This window comes from Microcoleus sp. D2_18a_D3, assembly GCF_036702455.1.
Classification (GTDB): Bacteria; Cyanobacteriota; Cyanobacteriia; order Cyanobacteriales; family Microcoleaceae; genus Microcoleus.
This window is the reverse complement of record NZ_JAUBTK010000036.1, coordinates 39,576-56,397: the sequence shown is the minus strand read 5'-3', so window position 1 is coordinate 56,397 and position 16,822 is coordinate 39,576. Positions and strand designations below refer to the sequence as shown.

Genomic DNA, 16,822 nt, shown 5'->3' with positions numbered 1-16,822 from the left:
GCCCTCACTACGAAGCAGCTAAATTAATCTTGAAACACCATAATACTGCCCGAATAGCAAGCTACCCAAACCTGATTAGTTTCCGGATCGTAAGTAATCCCGATCGGACTTGAATTAACCTTCACTGTTTGCAGCACTTTCATATCGCTCGTCCTAACTTTGCTAACACTATTCGAGAAATAGTTGACCACATAAAGCAGTTTTCCCTGATCGGAAATTGTCATGCTGCGAGGTGCTTTTCCTGTCGAAACTTTGTCCACCACTTTACCAGTTTTTAGGTCAATTTTTGCCACATTTCCTTCACCATTTAAAGTGGCATAAAGATACTTTCCGTTGGGATCGATCGTCAAATGACGCGGCGCATTGCCAATATTTCTCAGCCATTCTACCGAAAAGTCTATGAGATTCACTTTCGCAATATTGGAAGAACCCATGATGGCAACATAGGCATTTTTTGAGTCGGGAGTGACAACAATTCCCCGAGGATATGCACCCAGTTTCACTCGCTCGATTTCGATATTTTTATTGATATCAACTACGCTCAAATCCCAACTGCACCAATTGCTCGCGAGCGCGAAGCGATTGTCAGGCGAAACAGCATTGAATTTCGGCACTGCACCTACAGGAATTACCTTTTCTATTTTCAAAGTTTTGGTATTGATGCGGTACAGAAAACTTTGGTCGTGTTTTGCTGCTGGAGAGCACCTGTCGGTTCCCGGATTGCTAAACCCCGAACCGTACATTTTGTAGTTGGAGACGTAGGCATATTTGCCATCGGTTGAAAAAGCAGCTTCTACGGGAGAACCTTTATAATTGCCTTTGAATTTAGAAAAGCCGAACTTCGACAAGTTTACTGTATCGGGAATAGTCTTGACTAAATTAAAGTTCCTGTCGTAAACTGTGATTGTGTGGCGGTACATCATGTTTTGAGCAAAAAACAAACCCGCTCCCGAATAAACTATTGATTTTGGCGATATGTTGCCGTAAATGGTTTTTTTCAATGTCATTTTCCCTTGAGTGTTGTCGGGAGGATTTACTAGCCTTTGGGGTTGTGAGCCACTTTCTTGATCCTCGGAATTTTCTGTTTTAAAAGGTGGCAAAGATGGTTCTTGAAATAGAGGTTCTTGGGGCTGAGTTTTAGTTTTATCTTCGACTTCGTTTGTGTTTTCTGTGGTGGTAGGAGATGGCGAAGGTCGATCGACATTTGGCGCGATTTTTTCCGCAGCTTCAATACTCGCCTCTTCCGGCTTACCTTTCAGTGCGGACAAGGTTTTAGGGCCAACAATTCCGTCAACTTTCAGGTTGTTCTCTGCTTGAAACTTTTTCACAGCAGCCTGGGTGAGAGAACCGTAAAATCCTGTAGCCTTACCGCGAAAATAGCCTGCGTTTTGTAGAGTTTTCTGGAGTTCGGCTACTTCCGAGCCTGAATCACCTTTTTTGATGGCGAGTGCGGGATTGACTAAATTGAAAATTGTGAGAGCGATCGTAAAGAAAAGTAAAGGAGTATAGGCTAAATTCAGGTGTTTTTTTGAGTGGGTCGATCGAGTTTGACCCGCAGCCGTTTCCCAAGTTTCAGCTAAATGTAGGTAGGCCAGTCCGTCCATAGTTTTTACCGGGTATTTTTGGTGCTATGATACACCAGTTAATACCATTTTAGATTTTAGATTTTAGATTTTAGATGGGGAATGACTGATGCAATATGGGTTTGCAGCTTGCCTACAGTTCCATTCTTTTTTTTAAGTTGTATAACATTGATTAAAGGAAAAATATTATAATCAAACTTAGGGTAAAATCTCCAAGCAGTTTTTAATGGTGTAAGCAAGTAGGAGCGATCGACAATGTGGAGTGGGGAACAAACAACCGCAGCATCAACGACAAAAGAATCCCGCCAGACGTTGCTGTGGGACGATAACGGGGGACTTTGCCAGCGGGCTTGGGTAGAAATCGATTTAGCAGCTTTAACTCACAATGTAAAACAGCTTAAAAAGCTCTTATCTCCCCACACAGAACTGATGGCAGTTGTGAAAGCGGATGCTTACGGGCATGGTGCTGTTGCAGTCAGTCAAACAGCATTGCAAGCAGGTGCTAGTTGGCTGGGAGTGGCGACAATTCCCGAAGGAATAGAATTGCGAGAAGCTGGGATAGAAGCGCCGATTTTGCTGTTGGGGGCAACCCATACAGCCCAACAGGTAAAGGCGATCGCCCATTGGCACTTGCAGCCGACTATTTGTACTGCCAAACAAGCCCTAATTTTTTCAGAAGTTCTCGCCGATCTTAACCAATCTTTGCCGGTTCACGCTAAGTTGGATACGGGAATGTCTCGCTTGGGTACGCCCTGGCAAGAAGCTACAGAATTTGTGCAATTAGTCAAGCGGTTGCCCAATTTAAAATTAGCCAGCATTTACTCTCATTTGGCGACAGCAGATAGTCCTGACCCCGCAGTTATGATAGAGCAGCACCAGCGGTTTCAACAGGCGATCGAGCAAATTAAAATAGCAGGAATTAACCCCCCTCGCCTCCACTTGGCAAACTCTGCAGCAGCCCTCGCCGATCCGGATTTGCACTACGATTTAGTGCGAGTCGGTTTAGCTACCTACGGTCTTTATCCCGCACCTCACTTGCAGTCGAAATCCAATTTGAAGCCCGCAATGCAGGTAAAAGCTAGGGTAACGCAGGTGAAAACAATTCAAGCAGGAACCGGCGTCAGTTACGGCTATCAATTTATAGCTCAGCGGCAGACACAGATTGCCGTAATTGGTATCGGCTATGCAGATGGTATTCCGCGCAATCTTTCTAATAAAATGCAGGTTTTAGTCAGGGGTAAATTCGTGCGACAAGTGGGCGCGGTAACGATGGATCAGTTAATGCTGGATGTAACTGATATTCCCGATTTAGAAGTCGGTGAAGTGGTGACGCTGTTGGGCAAAGATGGGGAATATCAAATTACTGCTGACGATTGGGCCGCGACTTTAGGAACTATTTCGTGGGAAATTCTCTGCGGTTTTAAACACCGATTGCCCCGCGTAGCAGTACACTATTAGCAGTCGTCCGGCAGGGGTTTAAACCCCTGCCTCATAGCAAAAGTCGGTTTAAACCGACTCAAGAGTTTGAGCGAGTAAATTATCGATTTTATTCCTCTTTGAGAGGACTTTAGCTATGAGACAGGGGTTTTTAACCCCTGTCGGACTCTCCGACTTATGCAGAAGACTGAGACTGCAATTCTCAATTTCTACTTCCCAATTCCCAATTGATATGACAGTTATTCAGACGTTTTTACCCATAGCTCAAACCTTCTATTCTCAGCTAAATGCAGAAAGAACACAAGCCTTGGAAGTAGCCCAAGAATTCTCGAAAAAATTCGTAGAATTGGGGTTTAAAATTGTACCTCAACTGCTGTGGGCGATCGGCATTTTGTTAATTACGCGATTTGCGATCGGCTTTGCGGGCCGCGTGACTCGCCGAGCACTGAGTCGCACCGAAGCCACGCTGCGGAAATTCTTAGTTCAAGCTGCTGAAATTACGATTTTGGTAGTGGGAGTAGTCGCCGCTTTGAGTCAGTTGGGAATTCAAACTACCAGTGTGGTTGCGGTGGTGGGTGCGGCGGGTTTGGCCATTGGTTTGGCGTGGCAAAATACTTTGTCGCACTTTGCTGCTGGGGTAATGTTGATTAGTTTGCGGCCCTTTGAAGTCGGGGATGGGATTGAAGCTGGCGATGTTAAGGGAGTGGTGGACAGCATCGGGATTTTTTCAACAACCGTGGTGACAGACGATCGCATAAAAATTATTGTCCCGAACAATCAGTTGTTTAACGGTACACTGAAAAATACAACGGCAATGGGAACGAGGCGAGTAGACTTGAAGATTGATATTGGCGATCGGCCAATTCGTCCAACTGTAGCTGAGTTATTAGAAATTGCCCACTCTCACCCGCTGGTGTTAGAGAATCCGCCCCCGACTTGTTTGGTGGCCGAGATTACTCCAGAGACAACTATTTTATCTCTCCGACCTTGGTGCGCGTCGGTGGCCTACGAACAAGTGCGATCGCAAGTTCAACAATACGTCAAAGAGGCAATGGATGCCGACAAAAATCAAGAACAATAGATATAAATCTCCAATCTAAAACCCCAAATTTATCCGAGGTATTTCCCATGAGCAAGTGGTATCCGCAGCAAATTTTGCAAGAACCCGGTGTCAGGATCACCCCAACGGAGAAACAAACAATTCTCAGCAAATTTCCGCCTCCCGACGAAAACGGTCAAATCTATGCCGATGGGGTTTTTGAAGGCGGTGGCGTGCGCGGAGTTGCGTTTTTAGGAGCACTCAGGTGCTGTAGCGATTTGGGCATCAACTGGCGAAAATTGGCCGGCACTTCTGCCGGTGCAATTACTGCCGCAGTATTGGCAACCGACTTGTCAATTGATGATTTAGAGGAAATTTTAGGACAGCTCGATTACAGCCTATTTTTAACTCAAAAAAACAGTCCTCTAATTTTAAACGGCGACCCCGCCGACGACTTGCAATCTCCTGCTTGGACTCTGCTTTTCCTAACAGTTAGCCGTCAGATGGGAGAATATTCGGCGCAGCCGTTCCGGCAGTGGCTGGAAACAATGCTCGGTCGAGGTAACTTGCACACTTTTGCCGATGTCAAACACATCGTAAAAGACCGGGAATTAAAAGTAGTAATATCCAACCTCACTCGCGGTGAAATGTTGGTGCTACCCGACGACTTACATCGGCGCGAATCGACGGATTCCGATACTTTGTATGAGCAGTTGCGACTCCCAAGTGCTGAACATTTTAGCGTGGCTGAAGCCGTTCGGTTGTCGATGAGTATTCCGCTCTTTTTTGAACCAGGAAAACTCGGCGATGACTTGATTGTCGATGGCGGAATTTTGAGCAATTTCCCCCTGTGGATTTATGACAAACAATCCGTTGGTGCGACTCCTGCGCCGCCCCGCTGGTTTACCTTTGGGTTTCGATTAGTTGATACCGGAATTGAGACTAAAGTTAAGATTGATACTCCGCTGTCGATGCTGGCGGCGATGTTCAGAACGATGATGAAAGCAAGAGACCGCTATCACCAGCGAGAAATGGATAAGGGCAGGGTGATTAATATTGATGTGACTGATGCTGGGGTGACGACGACGGACTTTAATCTCGATGGCGATCGCAAGGCTCACCTGTACCGCTTGGGGTATTTGTATACTAAGAGGTTCTTTTTGAGTTCCAATTTTAGTTGGGAGAAGCACTTGAAAGCTAGAGGCTTTGGGGAGTAGGTTTCGAGTCTGGAGTTTGGCCAGAGGCGGATATTGGGTAAAATCTGCCTTTGGCCTGCGGCGGAAAGTATACACAGCAAGGGATTGAGGAATTTTTCAATAAGGGGTTGGCAAAAATAAGATGTGTGTGCTATAGTTAGTTACTGTCATCTTGGAGAGGTGGCTGAGTGGTCGAAAGCGGCAGATTGCTAATCTGTTAAGGGTGTTAACATCCTTCGAGGGTTCAAATCCCTCCCTCTCCGTTCTATTCAATGCTTGATGAATCAAGGGTTGGGATGCGTCATACCCTTAAAAGTTGCGTTTTCCGCTCATCTTTTGCTTACTTTTCGGGATCGGTAGCGCCACCTCAGTCTGCCGCGATCGTCAATGAAGCTATCGCTGCGATCGCAATTTTCCCAACAACGATCGCAATATGGTACGCTCAAGAGCCCGATATTCATCTGTGTTAAGGTGTGAGTAAGTGATTCCAGAATTCGATGAAAACGGCAACTTACCCCCAGGAGTTCATTTTTGCGAATGGGAAGAATTTGTAGAACGATTTGGAAGCAACGAGCTGAGGTTGCGTTTAATGCGCGGACTGCGAATGGCAATGGAGCAACTCAAAGCAGGTGGTTGCCGGACAATTTATATCAACGGCAGCTTTGTTACCATTAAGCCAGACCCAGGAGATTTTGATGCTTGTTGGGATAGCGAGGATGTCGATTACGATTATCTCCGAAAAAATGCCCCTAGATTACTAAATCATTTGGATCGTAGCGCACAGAAATCCAAATATAAAGGTGAAATTTTTCGTTCAGATCAACCTGTAGGAGATTACGGCTTAAATTCTATAGAATTCTTTCAGCGTGACAGAAAGTTAAATCCTAAAGGCATTATTGCTATAGATTTATTAAGGTGGAACCCATGATTAAAAATGAAAAAGAGTATGAATATAGTCAAGAATGCGCCCGAAAATTTGAATATTCTCTTAGGGCGTTAGAGCAAGATGAGGAACTGAAGAAAAAAGACCCCGAAGGGTGGCAACTTTCTGGGGATGTCAAACAATCTCACCTGATGGCTTTACAAGCAGAAATTGCTGAATATGACAGGCTTACATCTCATGATAGCGACACCCCAATAGTATTAACACTTGATGATATTGATTATTTACCCCAAATCTTGATTAAAGCCCGCATGGCAGCTAAGCTAAGCCAAAAAGAATTGGCAGATTTAGCTGGACTCAAAGAAGAACAAATTAAACGTTATGAAGATAATGATTACGAAGATGCCAGTTTTTTGGATGTAAGATTTGTAATTGATGCACTGGAAATCCAAATTCAAAAATGTGAGTTTCTAGTTCCTTTAGATACCCTAAGAAGAACGCCAGTTACCAAAGAAGAATTACTTTCCTCAACTCATCGTTTTCACAGCCAACAAGATCAACGAATGATGGAGCAAGTTCAATTAAAAAGTTAGGGTTGACAGTTGACGCTGTTAGAATCCCAACTTTTTTCAGAAGTCGGGAATCTGCGTGTATAGTTTTCAATTTACCAACCTAAGTCTAATTAAGTGCTTTCATCGCTTCGACAAATTGCCGCGATATAAATGGCAAAATCTCTTCATTCTTGCTATTCTCTTTCCCCTCGGTAAATACAACCAACAAATACGGCCGCAAACCCGCTATTTCAATATAAGCAGCATCGTGACGAACTTGACTTGTCAGTCCCGCTTTTGACCACAATTTTGCTGATTCTGGCAATCCCCCGCCTAAAAAACCTGTAACTTGATTTTCGGGATCTGCCTCTAATTCTGCTGGGTCTAAACTGCGTTTCATTAAACCCATCATTTCTTGCGATGCTTGGGCCGAAACAGCTACGCCGCCGATTATACTGTGCAGCAAACGCGCCGCTGCATTTGTGGTCAGCATATTTCTATTTTCCATTAATTCTCCCACAAATGCTCGCTCGCGACCGTAGGGGCCGTCACACCAGGTTTTTTGATTGGCGTTAATATTTTGTAATTCCGGCCAATCCAATGATTGAAAGTAACGGTTGACGAGGTTTCGCTGCTGTTTCCACGTTTCAAAGGGGCCTGGTGATAATTCTGGGCCGCTGGTGGTGCCGGTGAGCGCGTCTACTACTAAACTGGTGGCGTCGTTGCTGGAATCAACTATCATATCTCGGACGGCGCGTTCTAATTCTGGCGATGTTTGAATCATGCCTTTTTGCGCCCATTCCCAGATGGCAACGAGGTAGAATAATTTGACGATGCTGGCTGGATAAATTCGTTCGGAAGCTCTAGCGCTAAAACCTCGCGGTTGATATTTCCAAAATTCTTCTGCACTCAGGGCGCCGCCTGTATTGACTCGCACCGGGGGATCGTAGACTATCCAGGTAATGGCTGTACGATCGCCACTTAATCCTGTAAATTCTGCTTTGGCTGCGTCTATAATGCTACTGCCGAGGGTTTCTAATTGTTCGTCTTTGTGAAAAAATGTCATGGTTGATGGCTGACGGTTAACGGTTAACGGCTAGCAGCTAATGGCAATCAATCGTTAAATGCGAACAATAAATGCGAACAATTAACAGCAAACAATGAGCAATTAGCAATGGCCAATTATCAATTATCTGATGTTGTGGAGTACCGAACCCGATCGCACATAAATATTTACGATTCCCCAAAGTGCGATCGATTGGCAACTCAAGCAGCGCTGGGGCGACATTTGCGCGTCGTTGAACTCCCCCTAAGACAGAGCGATGTAAACTTGGATACAACGGCTGTGATGGTGCGGCTGTGCGAAGATGATTATCCGGGATGGCTGGATATTCGAGATGTTGAGTTGCTCGACCCGACAGAAACAGTGTATCATCCTCTGGTGCTTTCTGAGGCAGAAATCAAGGAAAAATTACCAAGAGTAATTACTTTCGCTCGTGAGGCTATGAACCAATCCAATTATTATCTTTGGGGCGGTACAGTCGGGCCAAATTATGATTGTTCGGGCTTGATGCAAGCTGCTTTTGTTGCTGCGGGCATCTGGTTGCCGAGGGATGCTTATCAGCAGGAAGCTTTTACTAAACCTGTTAGTATCAGTGCTTTAGAACCGGGGGATTTAGTATTTTTTGGTACGCCAGAAAAAGCAACTCATGTAGGATTGTATCTCGGAGATAATCGCTACATTCACAGTTCGGGACAAGCACAAGGTCGCAACGGTATCGGTATCGATGTTTTGTCGGAGGATGGCGATCTAGTCAGTCAAGCTTATTACCAGCAATTGCGGGGATATGGTAAAGTTGTGGCAAGTTATCAACCTAGTTAGTTGTTGACGGTTGACTGTTGACGGTTGACTGTTAATATTATCGAATAAAAAAATGGACGCTGCATTATTTTTGGAAAAATTGGCTGCACAGCAGGCTGGCGCTGAGGTTGTTCTCGACGTTTCAGTGGTGGTGCCGGTGTATAATGAGGTGGAAAGTTTGCCTCATTTGATTGAGGCGATCGCCTCTTCTATCCAACCATCTGGACTCAGCTATCAAATTATTTGTGTAGATGACGGTTCTAAGGACGGTTCTGCTGAACTTCTCCAGCAGTTAGCCAGCACTCGCGATGACCTTTGTGCTGTAATTTTGCGCCGCAATTACGGGCAAACTGCTGCCATGTCGGCGGGTTTCGATCGCGCTCGCGGCCGTGCTATTGTTACCCTTGACGGCGATTTGCAAAATGACCCGGCTGATATTCCGCTATTGTTGGCAAAGTTAGATGAAGGCTACGATTTAGTTAGCGGCTGGCGGAAAAATAGGCAGGACAATACTATTAGTCGGTTGATTCCTTCTAAAATTGCGAACTGGTTAATTGGTCGTGTTACAGGCGTAACTCTGCACGACTACGGCTGTTCTTTGAAAGCTTATAAATCCGAGTTGGTAGCAGACTTGAATCTGTACGGGGAATTGCACCGCTTTTTGCCTGCTTTGGCGTTTATTGAAGGGGCGAGAATTGCAGAACTGCCTGTGCGACACCACGCCCGCCGTTTCGGTCAAAGTAAGTACGGAATTTGGCGGACTTTTCGCGTGTTGATGGATTTGTTAACTATTTCTTTTATGAAAAAGTTCCTGACTCGACCGATGCACGTTTTTGGACTTTTGGGACTGAGTTCTATGACGTTGGGAACGATTTTAGGAATTTATTTGACCGTCTTAAAATTGGGTTTTGGTCAAATTATTGGCAATCGTCCTTTGCTGATTTTGGCTGTGGTTTTGCTGTTAACTGGCGTGCAGTTATTTTGTTTTGGTTTGCTGGCGGAAGTGATGATGCGGACTTATCACGAGTCGCAGGGAAAACCGATTTATCGGGTGCGCGAGGTGTTTGGTTCTAAATAAGGGGTTGATTCCAATTAGACTAGGTGATAAAAAGAGGAAAAGTTTTGAGTTATAAGTTAAATAATTTAAAACTCACAACTCAAAACTACTTCCTAATCTTCCATTCTCTTATCTAAAATCTCAAATTTCAAATCTAAAATTGATTGACTTTTTGAGCTTGTCGGAGAGATTGAATAGTTGCGATCGCGTGTTCGGCGACTGCATCTATTTCTGCTTCGGTATTGAACCGGCCAATACCAAACCGAATTGAAGCGTAAGCTAATTTGTCCGATCGCCCGATCGCTGCTAAAACATGAGATGGCGATATTTTTGCGGAAGTGCAAGCAGAACCCGAAGAAACTGCCGCCGCCGGTTGCAAACCCAACATCAACGCTTGACCGTCAACGCCACCTACACTAATATTGAGATTCCCCGGCAATCTCTTAGTAGCGTGACCGTTGAGAAAAACATCGCCCAATGCACTCAAATTTTCCCACAAACGCTGCCGCAAATTAACAACTCGTTCTGTTTCCGACGGCATTTCTGCAATTGCCAATTCTACTGCTTTGGCAAACCCAACTATTTGCGGTGGGTAGAGAGTGCCCGATCGCATTCCCCGTTCGTGGCCTCCTCCGTGCATTTGCGGCGCTAGCTGCACTCTCGGTTTGTTGCGGCGCACGTAGAGAGCACCGATCCCTTTTGGCCCGTAAATTTTGTGGGCTGTCAAGGACATTAGATCGATATTCATCTCCTCTACGTCGAGGGGAATTTTGCCGATCGCCTGTGCCGCATCTGTGTGAAAAAGAATGTCATTTCCGCGACAAATTGCTGCAATTTCTGCGATCGGCTGGATGACGCCAATTTCGTTGTTAGCCGTCATCACTGAAACTAAAATTGTCTCGGCGCGAATCGCTTTGATCAAATCGCCTATATCAATCAGCCCGTCGCTTTTAACTGGTAAAACAGTAATGTCAAACCCCAATTTTTGCAAATAGGTACAGGGGTCAAGAATTGCATTGTGTTCGGTTTTTACTGTGATAATGTGCTTTCCTTTACTGAAATAAGCTTCAGCGATGCCTTTAATCGCTAAGTTATTTGCTTCGCTGGCGCCGCTGGTAAAAACAATTTCTTCTGGGGAGGCGTTGATCGCTTCTGCTATTATTTGTCGTGACTGTTTTACCGCTGCTTCTGCTTCCCAGCCGTAGACGTGATTGATACTGGCTGCGTTGCCGAATTGTTCGGTGAAATACGGCAGCATTGCATCAAGTACCCGTGGATCTACGGGGGTTGTGGCGTGGTTGTCGAGGTATATAGGACGTGCGGACATAGTGCAGTTTTGGTTGAAAAAAGTGTTAGGTTTATTGTAGACGAGCCCCTTCTCGTACTACAAAACTTTATAATTAACATATATTTGTGAAGATTTATGCGAGCTGACATTCAGGGATTAGAAATTACTCTCGGTGAGCTCAAGCACCTCACCGGCGCCGGGCCCGATCGCGTATACCGGCCGCCGACAGCGACTAAGTTTGCCCGCGAAGCTTTGAAAACTGTCGGTTTAATTGTTTTGGTTCTCATCAGTTGTTGGCTGCTGGTTGCGATATTTCCTAGAGCTTATTTGTTGTGGTTCGCCCTTCATTTGGTTGCGATAGTCGGTTTAATCCTTGAGGATGCGTGGAAAATTTGGTGCAGCCGCCAAAACCAACATTTAATCAATCTTTTTGATGATGTGGATCGCTATAATGGTATAATCAAAGCGATCGCCATTAACGATCAGATAGAAGATGCTGGCAATGCGGAAGTCAAAATCGGCGATCGTGCCAAAGTTATTCAAGCTTTGCAGCTAATCAGAGACGATTTAGTTAGAGCTTTGAAAACCGAAAGAATTCTTAGGGAAAACAAAAAATTTGTCGCTACTAACTCCGAATTGTTTGCCAATAACTTAAGAAATTTGAATGCCCTGCAAATTAGCGATCGAGCCAGCGAACAAGGACGATTGCTCAACGAAGCTTTGCAGGTAGCCGTGGGAGTTCAAGCAGAAATGAAAAAGTTGCAAGATCGAAACGCTGCTAATTTTAAAAATGGCAAAACTTAGTAGCGTGCACGGCTGCGTGCGCCTCTTACCCAGTAGCAACATGAAGCTGACTGAACCGAGCGAACTCAAACACATTCTCCAAATTATAAGTTATGAGAATTGTGAAAAAAATATCATAACTATTGTAAATTTTTTCCTGTTACGTAACAGGTAAGGATATCTTGGAAAGGTGACGTTAACAACCAGGTCAGTATGTCTTCTGTTAAACCCAAGATTATAGTTCTCGACGACGATCCGACTGGTTCTCAAACCGTGCACAGTTGCTTGCTGCTGACACGTTGGGACGAAGACACCCTGCGTTTGGGGCTGCGGGACAAGTGCCCGATTTTCTTCATACTGACAAATACTCGATCGCTAACTCCCGAAAAAGCAGCCTCCGTCACCCGCGAAGTGTGCCAAAATCTAAAAAGAGCGATCGCCGCTGAAAAAATCGAAGACTTCCTAATAGTTAGCCGTTCCGATTCTACCCTGCGCGGCCACTATCCCATCGAAACCGACGCGATCGCCGAAGAACTCGGCCCCTTCGACGCCCATTTCCTAATTCCCGCCTTTTTTGAAGGAGGCAGAATTACCCGCCACAGCGTGCACTACCTAATAGTTAACAGTGTGCCGACACCAGTACACGAAACCGAATTTGCCAAAGATTCAGTCTTCGGCTACAGTCACAGTTACCTCCCAGACTATGTAGAAGAAAAAACCAAAGGTCGCATCCCCGCTGATGCAGTCGATCGCATTTTACTCGGAGACATTCGCTACGGAAGTTTAGATCGACTGATGGACATGACAGACAACCAATGTGCAGTTGTTGACGGCCAAAGCCAAGGCGATTTAGACACATTTGCCAAACACATTCTCAATGCAGTCAGTCAAGGCAAAAAGTTTTTATTCCGCAGTGCAGCAAGTATTTTAACATCCTTAGCTGACCTCGGCCCACAGCCAGTAGCAGCCGACGAAATGGCAAAATATGTGAGGAATCGCAAACCGGGTGCAGTAATAGTTGGTTCCCACGTTAAGAAAACTACTGAACAATTGGAACGCTTGTTAAAAGAACCCAATATAGTTAGCATTGAAATAGATGTATCTCACTTGGTAGAAGATTCACCAGAGTATCGCACCCAAATGCTCGATGAAATTCTCGAAAAAGTCCGCACTGCTCATGCAGATGGCAAAACGCCTGTAATTTATACCAGCCGCAAGGAACTCGAATTTGAAAATACCGAAGTTCGGTTAAAATTTGGAGAGGCGGTTTCTGCTTTATTGATGGATATCGTGCGGGGACTGCCTGCCGATATCGGGTTTTTGATTAGCAAGGGCGGCATTACTTCTAATGATGTTTTGAGTACAGGTTTGTCGCTGAAAAGTGTCAGGCAAATTGGTCAAATTATCGCAGGTTGTTCGGTGGTGAAAACCGAGGCAGAGCATCCTCTGTTTCCCAATTTGCCAGTTGTTTTGTTTCCGGGAAATGTGGGGGATAGCCATGCTTTGGCTACGGTTTACAAGCGGCTGAGCAAGTAGTATAGCTCGTTGAATCGCCGATTAACCCAGATGAATTTAGCTTCTAGTAAGGGAGGAGACAGTTCATCTGCGGTTGGTCGATGGGTTTCCATGCTCGATCGAACTTTATGGCAACTGCCACTCCACGGTCACTTCCAAAAAAATCTCTACTTTACTTTTTTCTTGCCAAATCGACCCAAGTATGATATGATAGAGAGTTTGTCCGTAACTAAAGCCGATCGCCAAAGTTGAAAATCGCGTCATCGTTAGGCACTCTCAAAAAAATTAGATTTCTCAAAAATAGTTACCTCCGAACTCTACATATAGGGCCAACAGCACCAGAGCTACTCCTATCAGTAGCGTTTCCAGCTCGTATCAGCCTCAATTTTAAAATTAAGTAGAAATTTTCAGATAGTAATTTTCAGCTCAAAGGATTAGCATATAAGGGTGACAGAACATTATCATCCCCTAAACTCATTAAAAGATGGCCATTGGTTCAAGCTGATCTGTGGGGCGAGCTTTCAACACCTGCCTGCTGTACGGAATCTCACCTTGGCTTACACCTTAGCAGGCGCTGACTGTATCGATGTCGCGGCAGATCCCGCCGCCGTCGCCGCAGCGAAAGAAGCCCTACAAGTGGCCAGCGACTTACAGGCAAGAACTCAAAACCGCAGGTTTGGCGGCAAAGGGTTGCCGTTGCTGATGGTGAGTTTAAACGATGGGGAAGACCCGCATTTTCGCAAAGCCGAATTCAACCCAGCCGATTGTCCGGTGGACTGCTGGCGGCCGTGCGAAAAAATATGTCCAGCCGAAGCAATAGTTTTTCAGAGTGCTGGCAGTGGTTTTTCCGGGGTGATAGACCAGCAATGCTATGGCTGCGGTCGCTGTCTGCCGATTTGTCCGAGCCAACTGATTTATACTCGTTCTTACGTGTCTGCTCCCGCCGCGATCGCACCTTTAATCTTGCAATCCGGTGCGGATGCCCTAGAAATTCACACGCAAGTAGGCAGAGAGGCAGATTTTGCGCGACTTTGGTCGAGCATAGCTCCCTGGGTCGCTCAACTCAAGGTAATAGCAATTAGTTGCCCCGATGGAGACGGTTTGATTGATTATTTGCGGACACTCTATCAAATAATTTCCCCCCTTCCTTGTCCCCTAATTTGGCAAACGGACGGTAGGCCAATGAGCGGAGATATCGGAACAGGAACTACTAGAGCCGCGGTCAAACTCGGTCAAAAAGTTTTGGCTGCCCAGTTGCCGGGATACGTGCAACTTGCAGGCGGCACTAATGCTCACACTGTCAGCAAGTTGAGAGCCGAGGGACTGATGAAGGATGCCGGGAAAAATTTGTCAGTTCCCCCTGTCCCATACATTGCAGGTGTAGCTTACGGCAGCTATGCCAGGGTTTTGCTATCGCCAGTTTTAGAACAATTAGAAACAATGCAGACCGATCGAGCCTATGCCGTTCCGGTGGCAGCCGCGCGGCCAGCAGCCGGAGTTCAAACATCTCGGCTACCTCAGCTCGAAGCCGTCCCAGAACTTCTCTCACAGGCCGTGAGTTTAGCTTGTTCTCTAGTTTCCCAGCTCAAAGAATTTTAGTCATTAGTCATTAGTCATTAGTTAGTGGTTAGTGGTTAGTCGTTAATATCAACAACAACTGACAACTGACAACTGACAACTGACAACTGCCAACTGACAACTGACAACTGACAACTGACTAAAAAGTTGAAAAAGTCACCGAACACATCGAGGCGAATGCAGATTACAGACGACCTCAACAAATTATTAGACATCGTGCCAGATGAGATCCGGCAGCCCTTAGAGCAGCACCCGCAGCGCAACAATCTCATTGAGATTGTCATGGATTTGGGCCGCCAACCAGAAGCTCGTTTTCCATCCTTGGCCGAACCTCTTTCCCAAACGCCGGTTTCCAAGGCACACATCAACTATTGCATCGAGCGAGTCGGCCACTTCGGCGGCGACAACCGAGCCGGTATCGAGCAAACCCTGCACCGAATTAGCGCCCTTCGCAACCGCAGCGGCGAGATTATCGGCTTGACGTTGAGGGTGGGCCGCGCTGTGTTCGGGACGATCGGCATTATCCGCGATTTAGTGGAAACCGGTCAGTCAATTTTGATGCTCGGCCGCCCCGGAGTCGGTAAAACCACGGCCCTGCGCGAAATTGCCCGCGTGCTCGCCGATGACTTGGAAAAACGGGTGGTAATCATCGACACCTCTAACGAAATTGCCGGAGATGGAGATATTCCCCACCCAGCGATCGGCAGAGCTCGCAGAATGCAAGTTTCCCGCCCCGAACTCCAGCACCAAGTCATGATCGAAGCAGTGGAAAACCATATGCCGGAAGTGATCGTGATTGACGAAATCGGCACGGAGCTCGAAGCTTTGGCGGCTCGGACGATCGCCGAAAGGGGCGTGCAGTTGGTCGGTACCGCCCACGGGAACCGGCTCGAAAACTTGATGAAAAACCCGACTCTGGCCGATTTAATTGGGGGCATCCAAGCGGTGACGCTGGGAGATGACGAAGCAAGACGGCGCGGTTCTCAAAAGACGGTTTTGGAGCGCAAATCACCGCCAACTTTTGAAATAGCCGTCGAAATGCTGGAACGCCAGCGCTGGGTAATACACGAGCGAGTTGCAGATTCGATCGACACTCTGCTGCGGGGACGCGAACCCAACCAGCAAATCAGAAGCGTCAGCGAGACAGGAGAAGTAATTATCGAGCGCGACTCAGCCGCTCCCCCCGCCCGGTTTCCGGGGATGGCAGCTTCCGGCGGCCCGGCTGCTGTATCGGCAATCCGGCCCGTCACACCGATCTCCGGGTGGCGGAGTGCTGGCAAAATGGTGCCGATGCCCGCTCAAGGCGAGAACTTCGCTGCTAAAAGCGCGCCGGTTTCTGAGACTCGGTATTTCGAGCAACTGCTCGAAGAATCCCTGTCCGTCGAACCAGTACCCACCCCCGGACGCTATTCCCATAATGTCGGCCCTAACGGCGAAGATTTGCCCCTCCACGTTTATCCTTACGGCATACCTCGACACCAGCTCGAACAGGTGATTTCGACGCTGAATCTGCCGGTGCTGCTGACGAAGGATATTGAGAGTGCTGACGTGGTTTTGGCTTTGCGATCGAACGTTCGGAACCAGTCGAAATTGAGGCACTTGGCCAAAACTCGCCAAGTTCCCCTGCACACAATTAAGGCCGCCACTATTCCCCACGTAGCGAGAGCTTTGCGGCGCCTGTTGGACATGGATGACCCAGGTACCCCGGAAGTGGCAGACCTCGCTTTATTCGCCCGCAGCGGTTCTTCTGACGAGCTCGAAGCTCTCGAAGAAACGCGCTTAGCAGTGGAGCAAATTGTCATTCCGAAGGGACAGCCGGTGGAACTCCTGCCCCGTTCTCCCAACGTCCGCAAAATGCAGCACGAACTTGTGGAACACTATCACCTGAAATCCCACAGTTTTGGGGAAGAACCCAATCGCCGCCTGCGGATATATCCAGCTTAAAGTGGGAGGTTGATGCCTGTGAAGGCAGAAGGTAGAAGGCAGAAGGGAGAATTTTTTCCTGGCTTCTGTCTTTTACCTTTTGCCTTTTTCCTTTAAGTAGCTGACCA

At 46.7% G+C, this 16,822-nt stretch carries 16 protein-coding genes and 1 tRNA gene; 14 read left to right on the top strand and 3 right to left on the bottom strand.

From position 1 onward, the window contains the following. Window positions 1–23: 23 nt before the first annotated feature. Window positions 24–1,604: a peptidoglycan-binding protein gene (locus tag QUB06_RS17695; RefSeq protein ID WP_333436376.1), complete on the bottom strand. Its 1,581-nt coding sequence runs from the start codon at window positions 1,602–1,604 to the stop codon at window positions 24–26. Window positions 1,605–1,838: 234 nt separating this feature from the next. On the opposite strand from QUB06_RS17695, the gene alr reads away from it, so the two are divergent. From alr to QUB06_RS17660, 7 genes are all read left to right on the top strand, one after another. Then, window positions 1,839–3,041 carry an alanine racemase gene (gene alr / locus QUB06_RS17690; protein ID WP_333436375.1) on the top strand — a complete coding sequence of 401 codons (1,203 nt, stop codon included), beginning with the start codon at window positions 1,839–1,841 and terminating at the stop codon, window positions 3,039–3,041. 211 nt (window positions 3,042–3,252) lie between these two features. Next, window positions 3,253–4,101, top strand: coding sequence for a mechanosensitive ion channel family protein (locus QUB06_RS17685; RefSeq protein ID WP_333436374.1), 849 nt, complete (start codon window positions 3,253–3,255; stop codon window positions 4,099–4,101). Window positions 4,102–4,148: 47 nt separating this feature from the next. Then, window positions 4,149–5,276 carry a patatin-like phospholipase family protein gene (locus QUB06_RS17680; protein WP_333436373.1) on the top strand — a complete coding sequence of 376 codons (1,128 nt, stop codon included), beginning with the start codon at window positions 4,149–4,151 and terminating at the stop codon, window positions 5,274–5,276. A gap of 153 nt (window positions 5,277–5,429) precedes the next feature. Then, window positions 5,430–5,518: transfer RNA gene (locus QUB06_RS17675), tRNA-Ser, on the top strand. 33 nt (window positions 5,519–5,551) lie between these two features. After that, window positions 5,552–5,725 (top strand): hypothetical protein, encoded by a 174-nt coding sequence (locus QUB06_RS17670; protein ID WP_333436372.1) that lies wholly within the window; start codon window positions 5,552–5,554, stop codon window positions 5,723–5,725. An 11-nt stretch (window positions 5,726–5,736) separates the two neighbouring features. Next, complete coding sequence (locus QUB06_RS17665; protein ID WP_333436371.1) at window positions 5,737–6,183, top strand: DUF6932 family protein; 447 nt, start codon at window positions 5,737–5,739, stop codon at window positions 6,181–6,183. Beyond that, on the top strand, window positions 6,180–6,731 hold the full coding sequence (locus tag QUB06_RS17660) for a helix-turn-helix transcriptional regulator (RefSeq protein WP_333436370.1): 552 nt from the start codon (window positions 6,180–6,182) through the stop codon (window positions 6,729–6,731). Before QUB06_RS17665 ends, QUB06_RS17660 begins: the two co-directional genes overlap by 4 nt. Window positions 6,732–6,816: 85 nt before the next feature. Here the strand turns inward: QUB06_RS17660 and QUB06_RS17655 are convergent, their stop codons facing one another. Further along, window positions 6,817–7,755 (bottom strand): serine hydrolase, encoded by a 939-nt coding sequence (locus QUB06_RS17655; protein WP_333436369.1) that lies wholly within the window; start codon window positions 7,753–7,755, stop codon window positions 6,817–6,819. Between the two features lie 108 nt (window positions 7,756–7,863). On the opposite strand from QUB06_RS17655, the gene QUB06_RS17650 reads away from it, so the two are divergent. Further along, window positions 7,864–8,571, top strand: a complete 708-nt coding sequence (locus QUB06_RS17650) for a C40 family peptidase (protein WP_333436368.1) — start codon at window positions 7,864–7,866, stop codon at window positions 8,569–8,571. A 52-nt stretch (window positions 8,572–8,623) separates the two neighbouring features. After that, the gene (locus QUB06_RS17645) at window positions 8,624–9,628 is read left to right on the top strand and encodes a glycosyltransferase family 2 protein (RefSeq protein ID WP_190657555.1); all 1,005 of its coding nucleotides are present in this window, start codon (window positions 8,624–8,626) and stop codon (window positions 9,626–9,628) included. Window positions 9,629–9,761: 133 nt separating this feature from the next. Here QUB06_RS17645 and QUB06_RS17640 read toward each other — a convergent pair whose 3' ends face one another. Beyond that, window positions 9,762–10,934, bottom strand: coding sequence for an IscS subfamily cysteine desulfurase (locus QUB06_RS17640; RefSeq protein ID WP_333436367.1), 1,173 nt, complete (start codon window positions 10,932–10,934; stop codon window positions 9,762–9,764). Window positions 10,935–11,030: 96 nt separating this feature from the next. On the opposite strand from QUB06_RS17640, the gene QUB06_RS17635 reads away from it, so the two are divergent. From QUB06_RS17635 to QUB06_RS17615, 5 genes are all read left to right on the top strand, one after another. Beyond that, window positions 11,031–11,699 carry a hypothetical protein gene (locus tag QUB06_RS17635; protein ID WP_333436366.1) on the top strand — a complete coding sequence of 223 codons (669 nt, stop codon included), beginning with the start codon at window positions 11,031–11,033 and terminating at the stop codon, window positions 11,697–11,699. A gap of 192 nt (window positions 11,700–11,891) precedes the next feature. Then, complete coding sequence (locus QUB06_RS17630; RefSeq protein WP_333436365.1) at window positions 11,892–13,214, top strand: four-carbon acid sugar kinase family protein; 1,323 nt, start codon at window positions 11,892–11,894, stop codon at window positions 13,212–13,214. 30 nt (window positions 13,215–13,244) lie between these two features. Continuing rightward, window positions 13,245–13,445, top strand: a complete 201-nt coding sequence (locus QUB06_RS17625; RefSeq protein ID WP_333436364.1) for a hypothetical protein — start codon at window positions 13,245–13,247, stop codon at window positions 13,443–13,445. 195 nt (window positions 13,446–13,640) lie between these two features. Then, window positions 13,641–14,792, top strand: coding sequence for a circadian clock protein LdpA (gene ldpA / locus QUB06_RS17620; RefSeq protein ID WP_333436363.1), 1,152 nt, complete (start codon window positions 13,641–13,643; stop codon window positions 14,790–14,792). Window positions 14,793–14,948: 156 nt separating this feature from the next. Further along, complete coding sequence (locus QUB06_RS17615; RefSeq protein WP_333436362.1) at window positions 14,949–16,715, top strand: R3H domain-containing nucleic acid-binding protein; 1,767 nt, start codon at window positions 14,949–14,951, stop codon at window positions 16,713–16,715. Window positions 16,716–16,822 lie beyond the last annotated feature (107 nt).

Bases quoted from the DNA above. Each gene is read 5' to 3' on its own strand.
- QUB06_RS17630 (WP_333436365.1), top strand. From the start codon at position 11,892: ATGTCTTCTGTTAAACCCAAGATTATAGTTCTCGACGACGATCCGACT.
- QUB06_RS17615 (WP_333436362.1), top strand. From the start codon at position 14,949: ATGCAGATTACAGACGACCTCAACAAATTATTAGACATCGTGCCAGAT.
- QUB06_RS17650 (WP_333436368.1), top strand. From the start codon at position 7,864: ATGGCCAATTATCAATTATCTGATGTTGTGGAGTACCGAACCCGATCG.
- QUB06_RS17645 (WP_190657555.1), top strand. From the start codon at position 8,624: ATGGACGCTGCATTATTTTTGGAAAAATTGGCTGCACAGCAGGCTGGC.
- alr (WP_333436375.1), top strand. From the start codon at position 1,839: ATGTGGAGTGGGGAACAAACAACCGCAGCATCAACGACAAAAGAATCC.
- QUB06_RS17635 (WP_333436366.1), top strand. From the start codon at position 11,031: ATGCGAGCTGACATTCAGGGATTAGAAATTACTCTCGGTGAGCTCAAG.
- QUB06_RS17640 (WP_333436367.1), bottom strand. From the start codon at position 10,934: ATGTCCGCACGTCCTATATACCTCGACAACCACGCCACAACCCCCGTA.
- QUB06_RS17660 (WP_333436370.1), top strand. From the start codon at position 6,180: ATGATTAAAAATGAAAAAGAGTATGAATATAGTCAAGAATGCGCCCGA.
- QUB06_RS17680 (WP_333436373.1), top strand. From the start codon at position 4,149: ATGAGCAAGTGGTATCCGCAGCAAATTTTGCAAGAACCCGGTGTCAGG.
- QUB06_RS17625 (WP_333436364.1), top strand. From the start codon at position 13,245: ATGAATTTAGCTTCTAGTAAGGGAGGAGACAGTTCATCTGCGGTTGGT.
- QUB06_RS17685 (WP_333436374.1), top strand. From the start codon at position 3,253: ATGACAGTTATTCAGACGTTTTTACCCATAGCTCAAACCTTCTATTCT.
- QUB06_RS17655 (WP_333436369.1), bottom strand. From the start codon at position 7,755: ATGACATTTTTTCACAAAGACGAACAATTAGAAACCCTCGGCAGTAGC.
- QUB06_RS17670 (WP_333436372.1), top strand. From the start codon at position 5,552: ATGCGTCATACCCTTAAAAGTTGCGTTTTCCGCTCATCTTTTGCTTAC.
- QUB06_RS17695 (WP_333436376.1), bottom strand. From the start codon at position 1,604: ATGGACGGACTGGCCTACCTACATTTAGCTGAAACTTGGGAAACGGCT.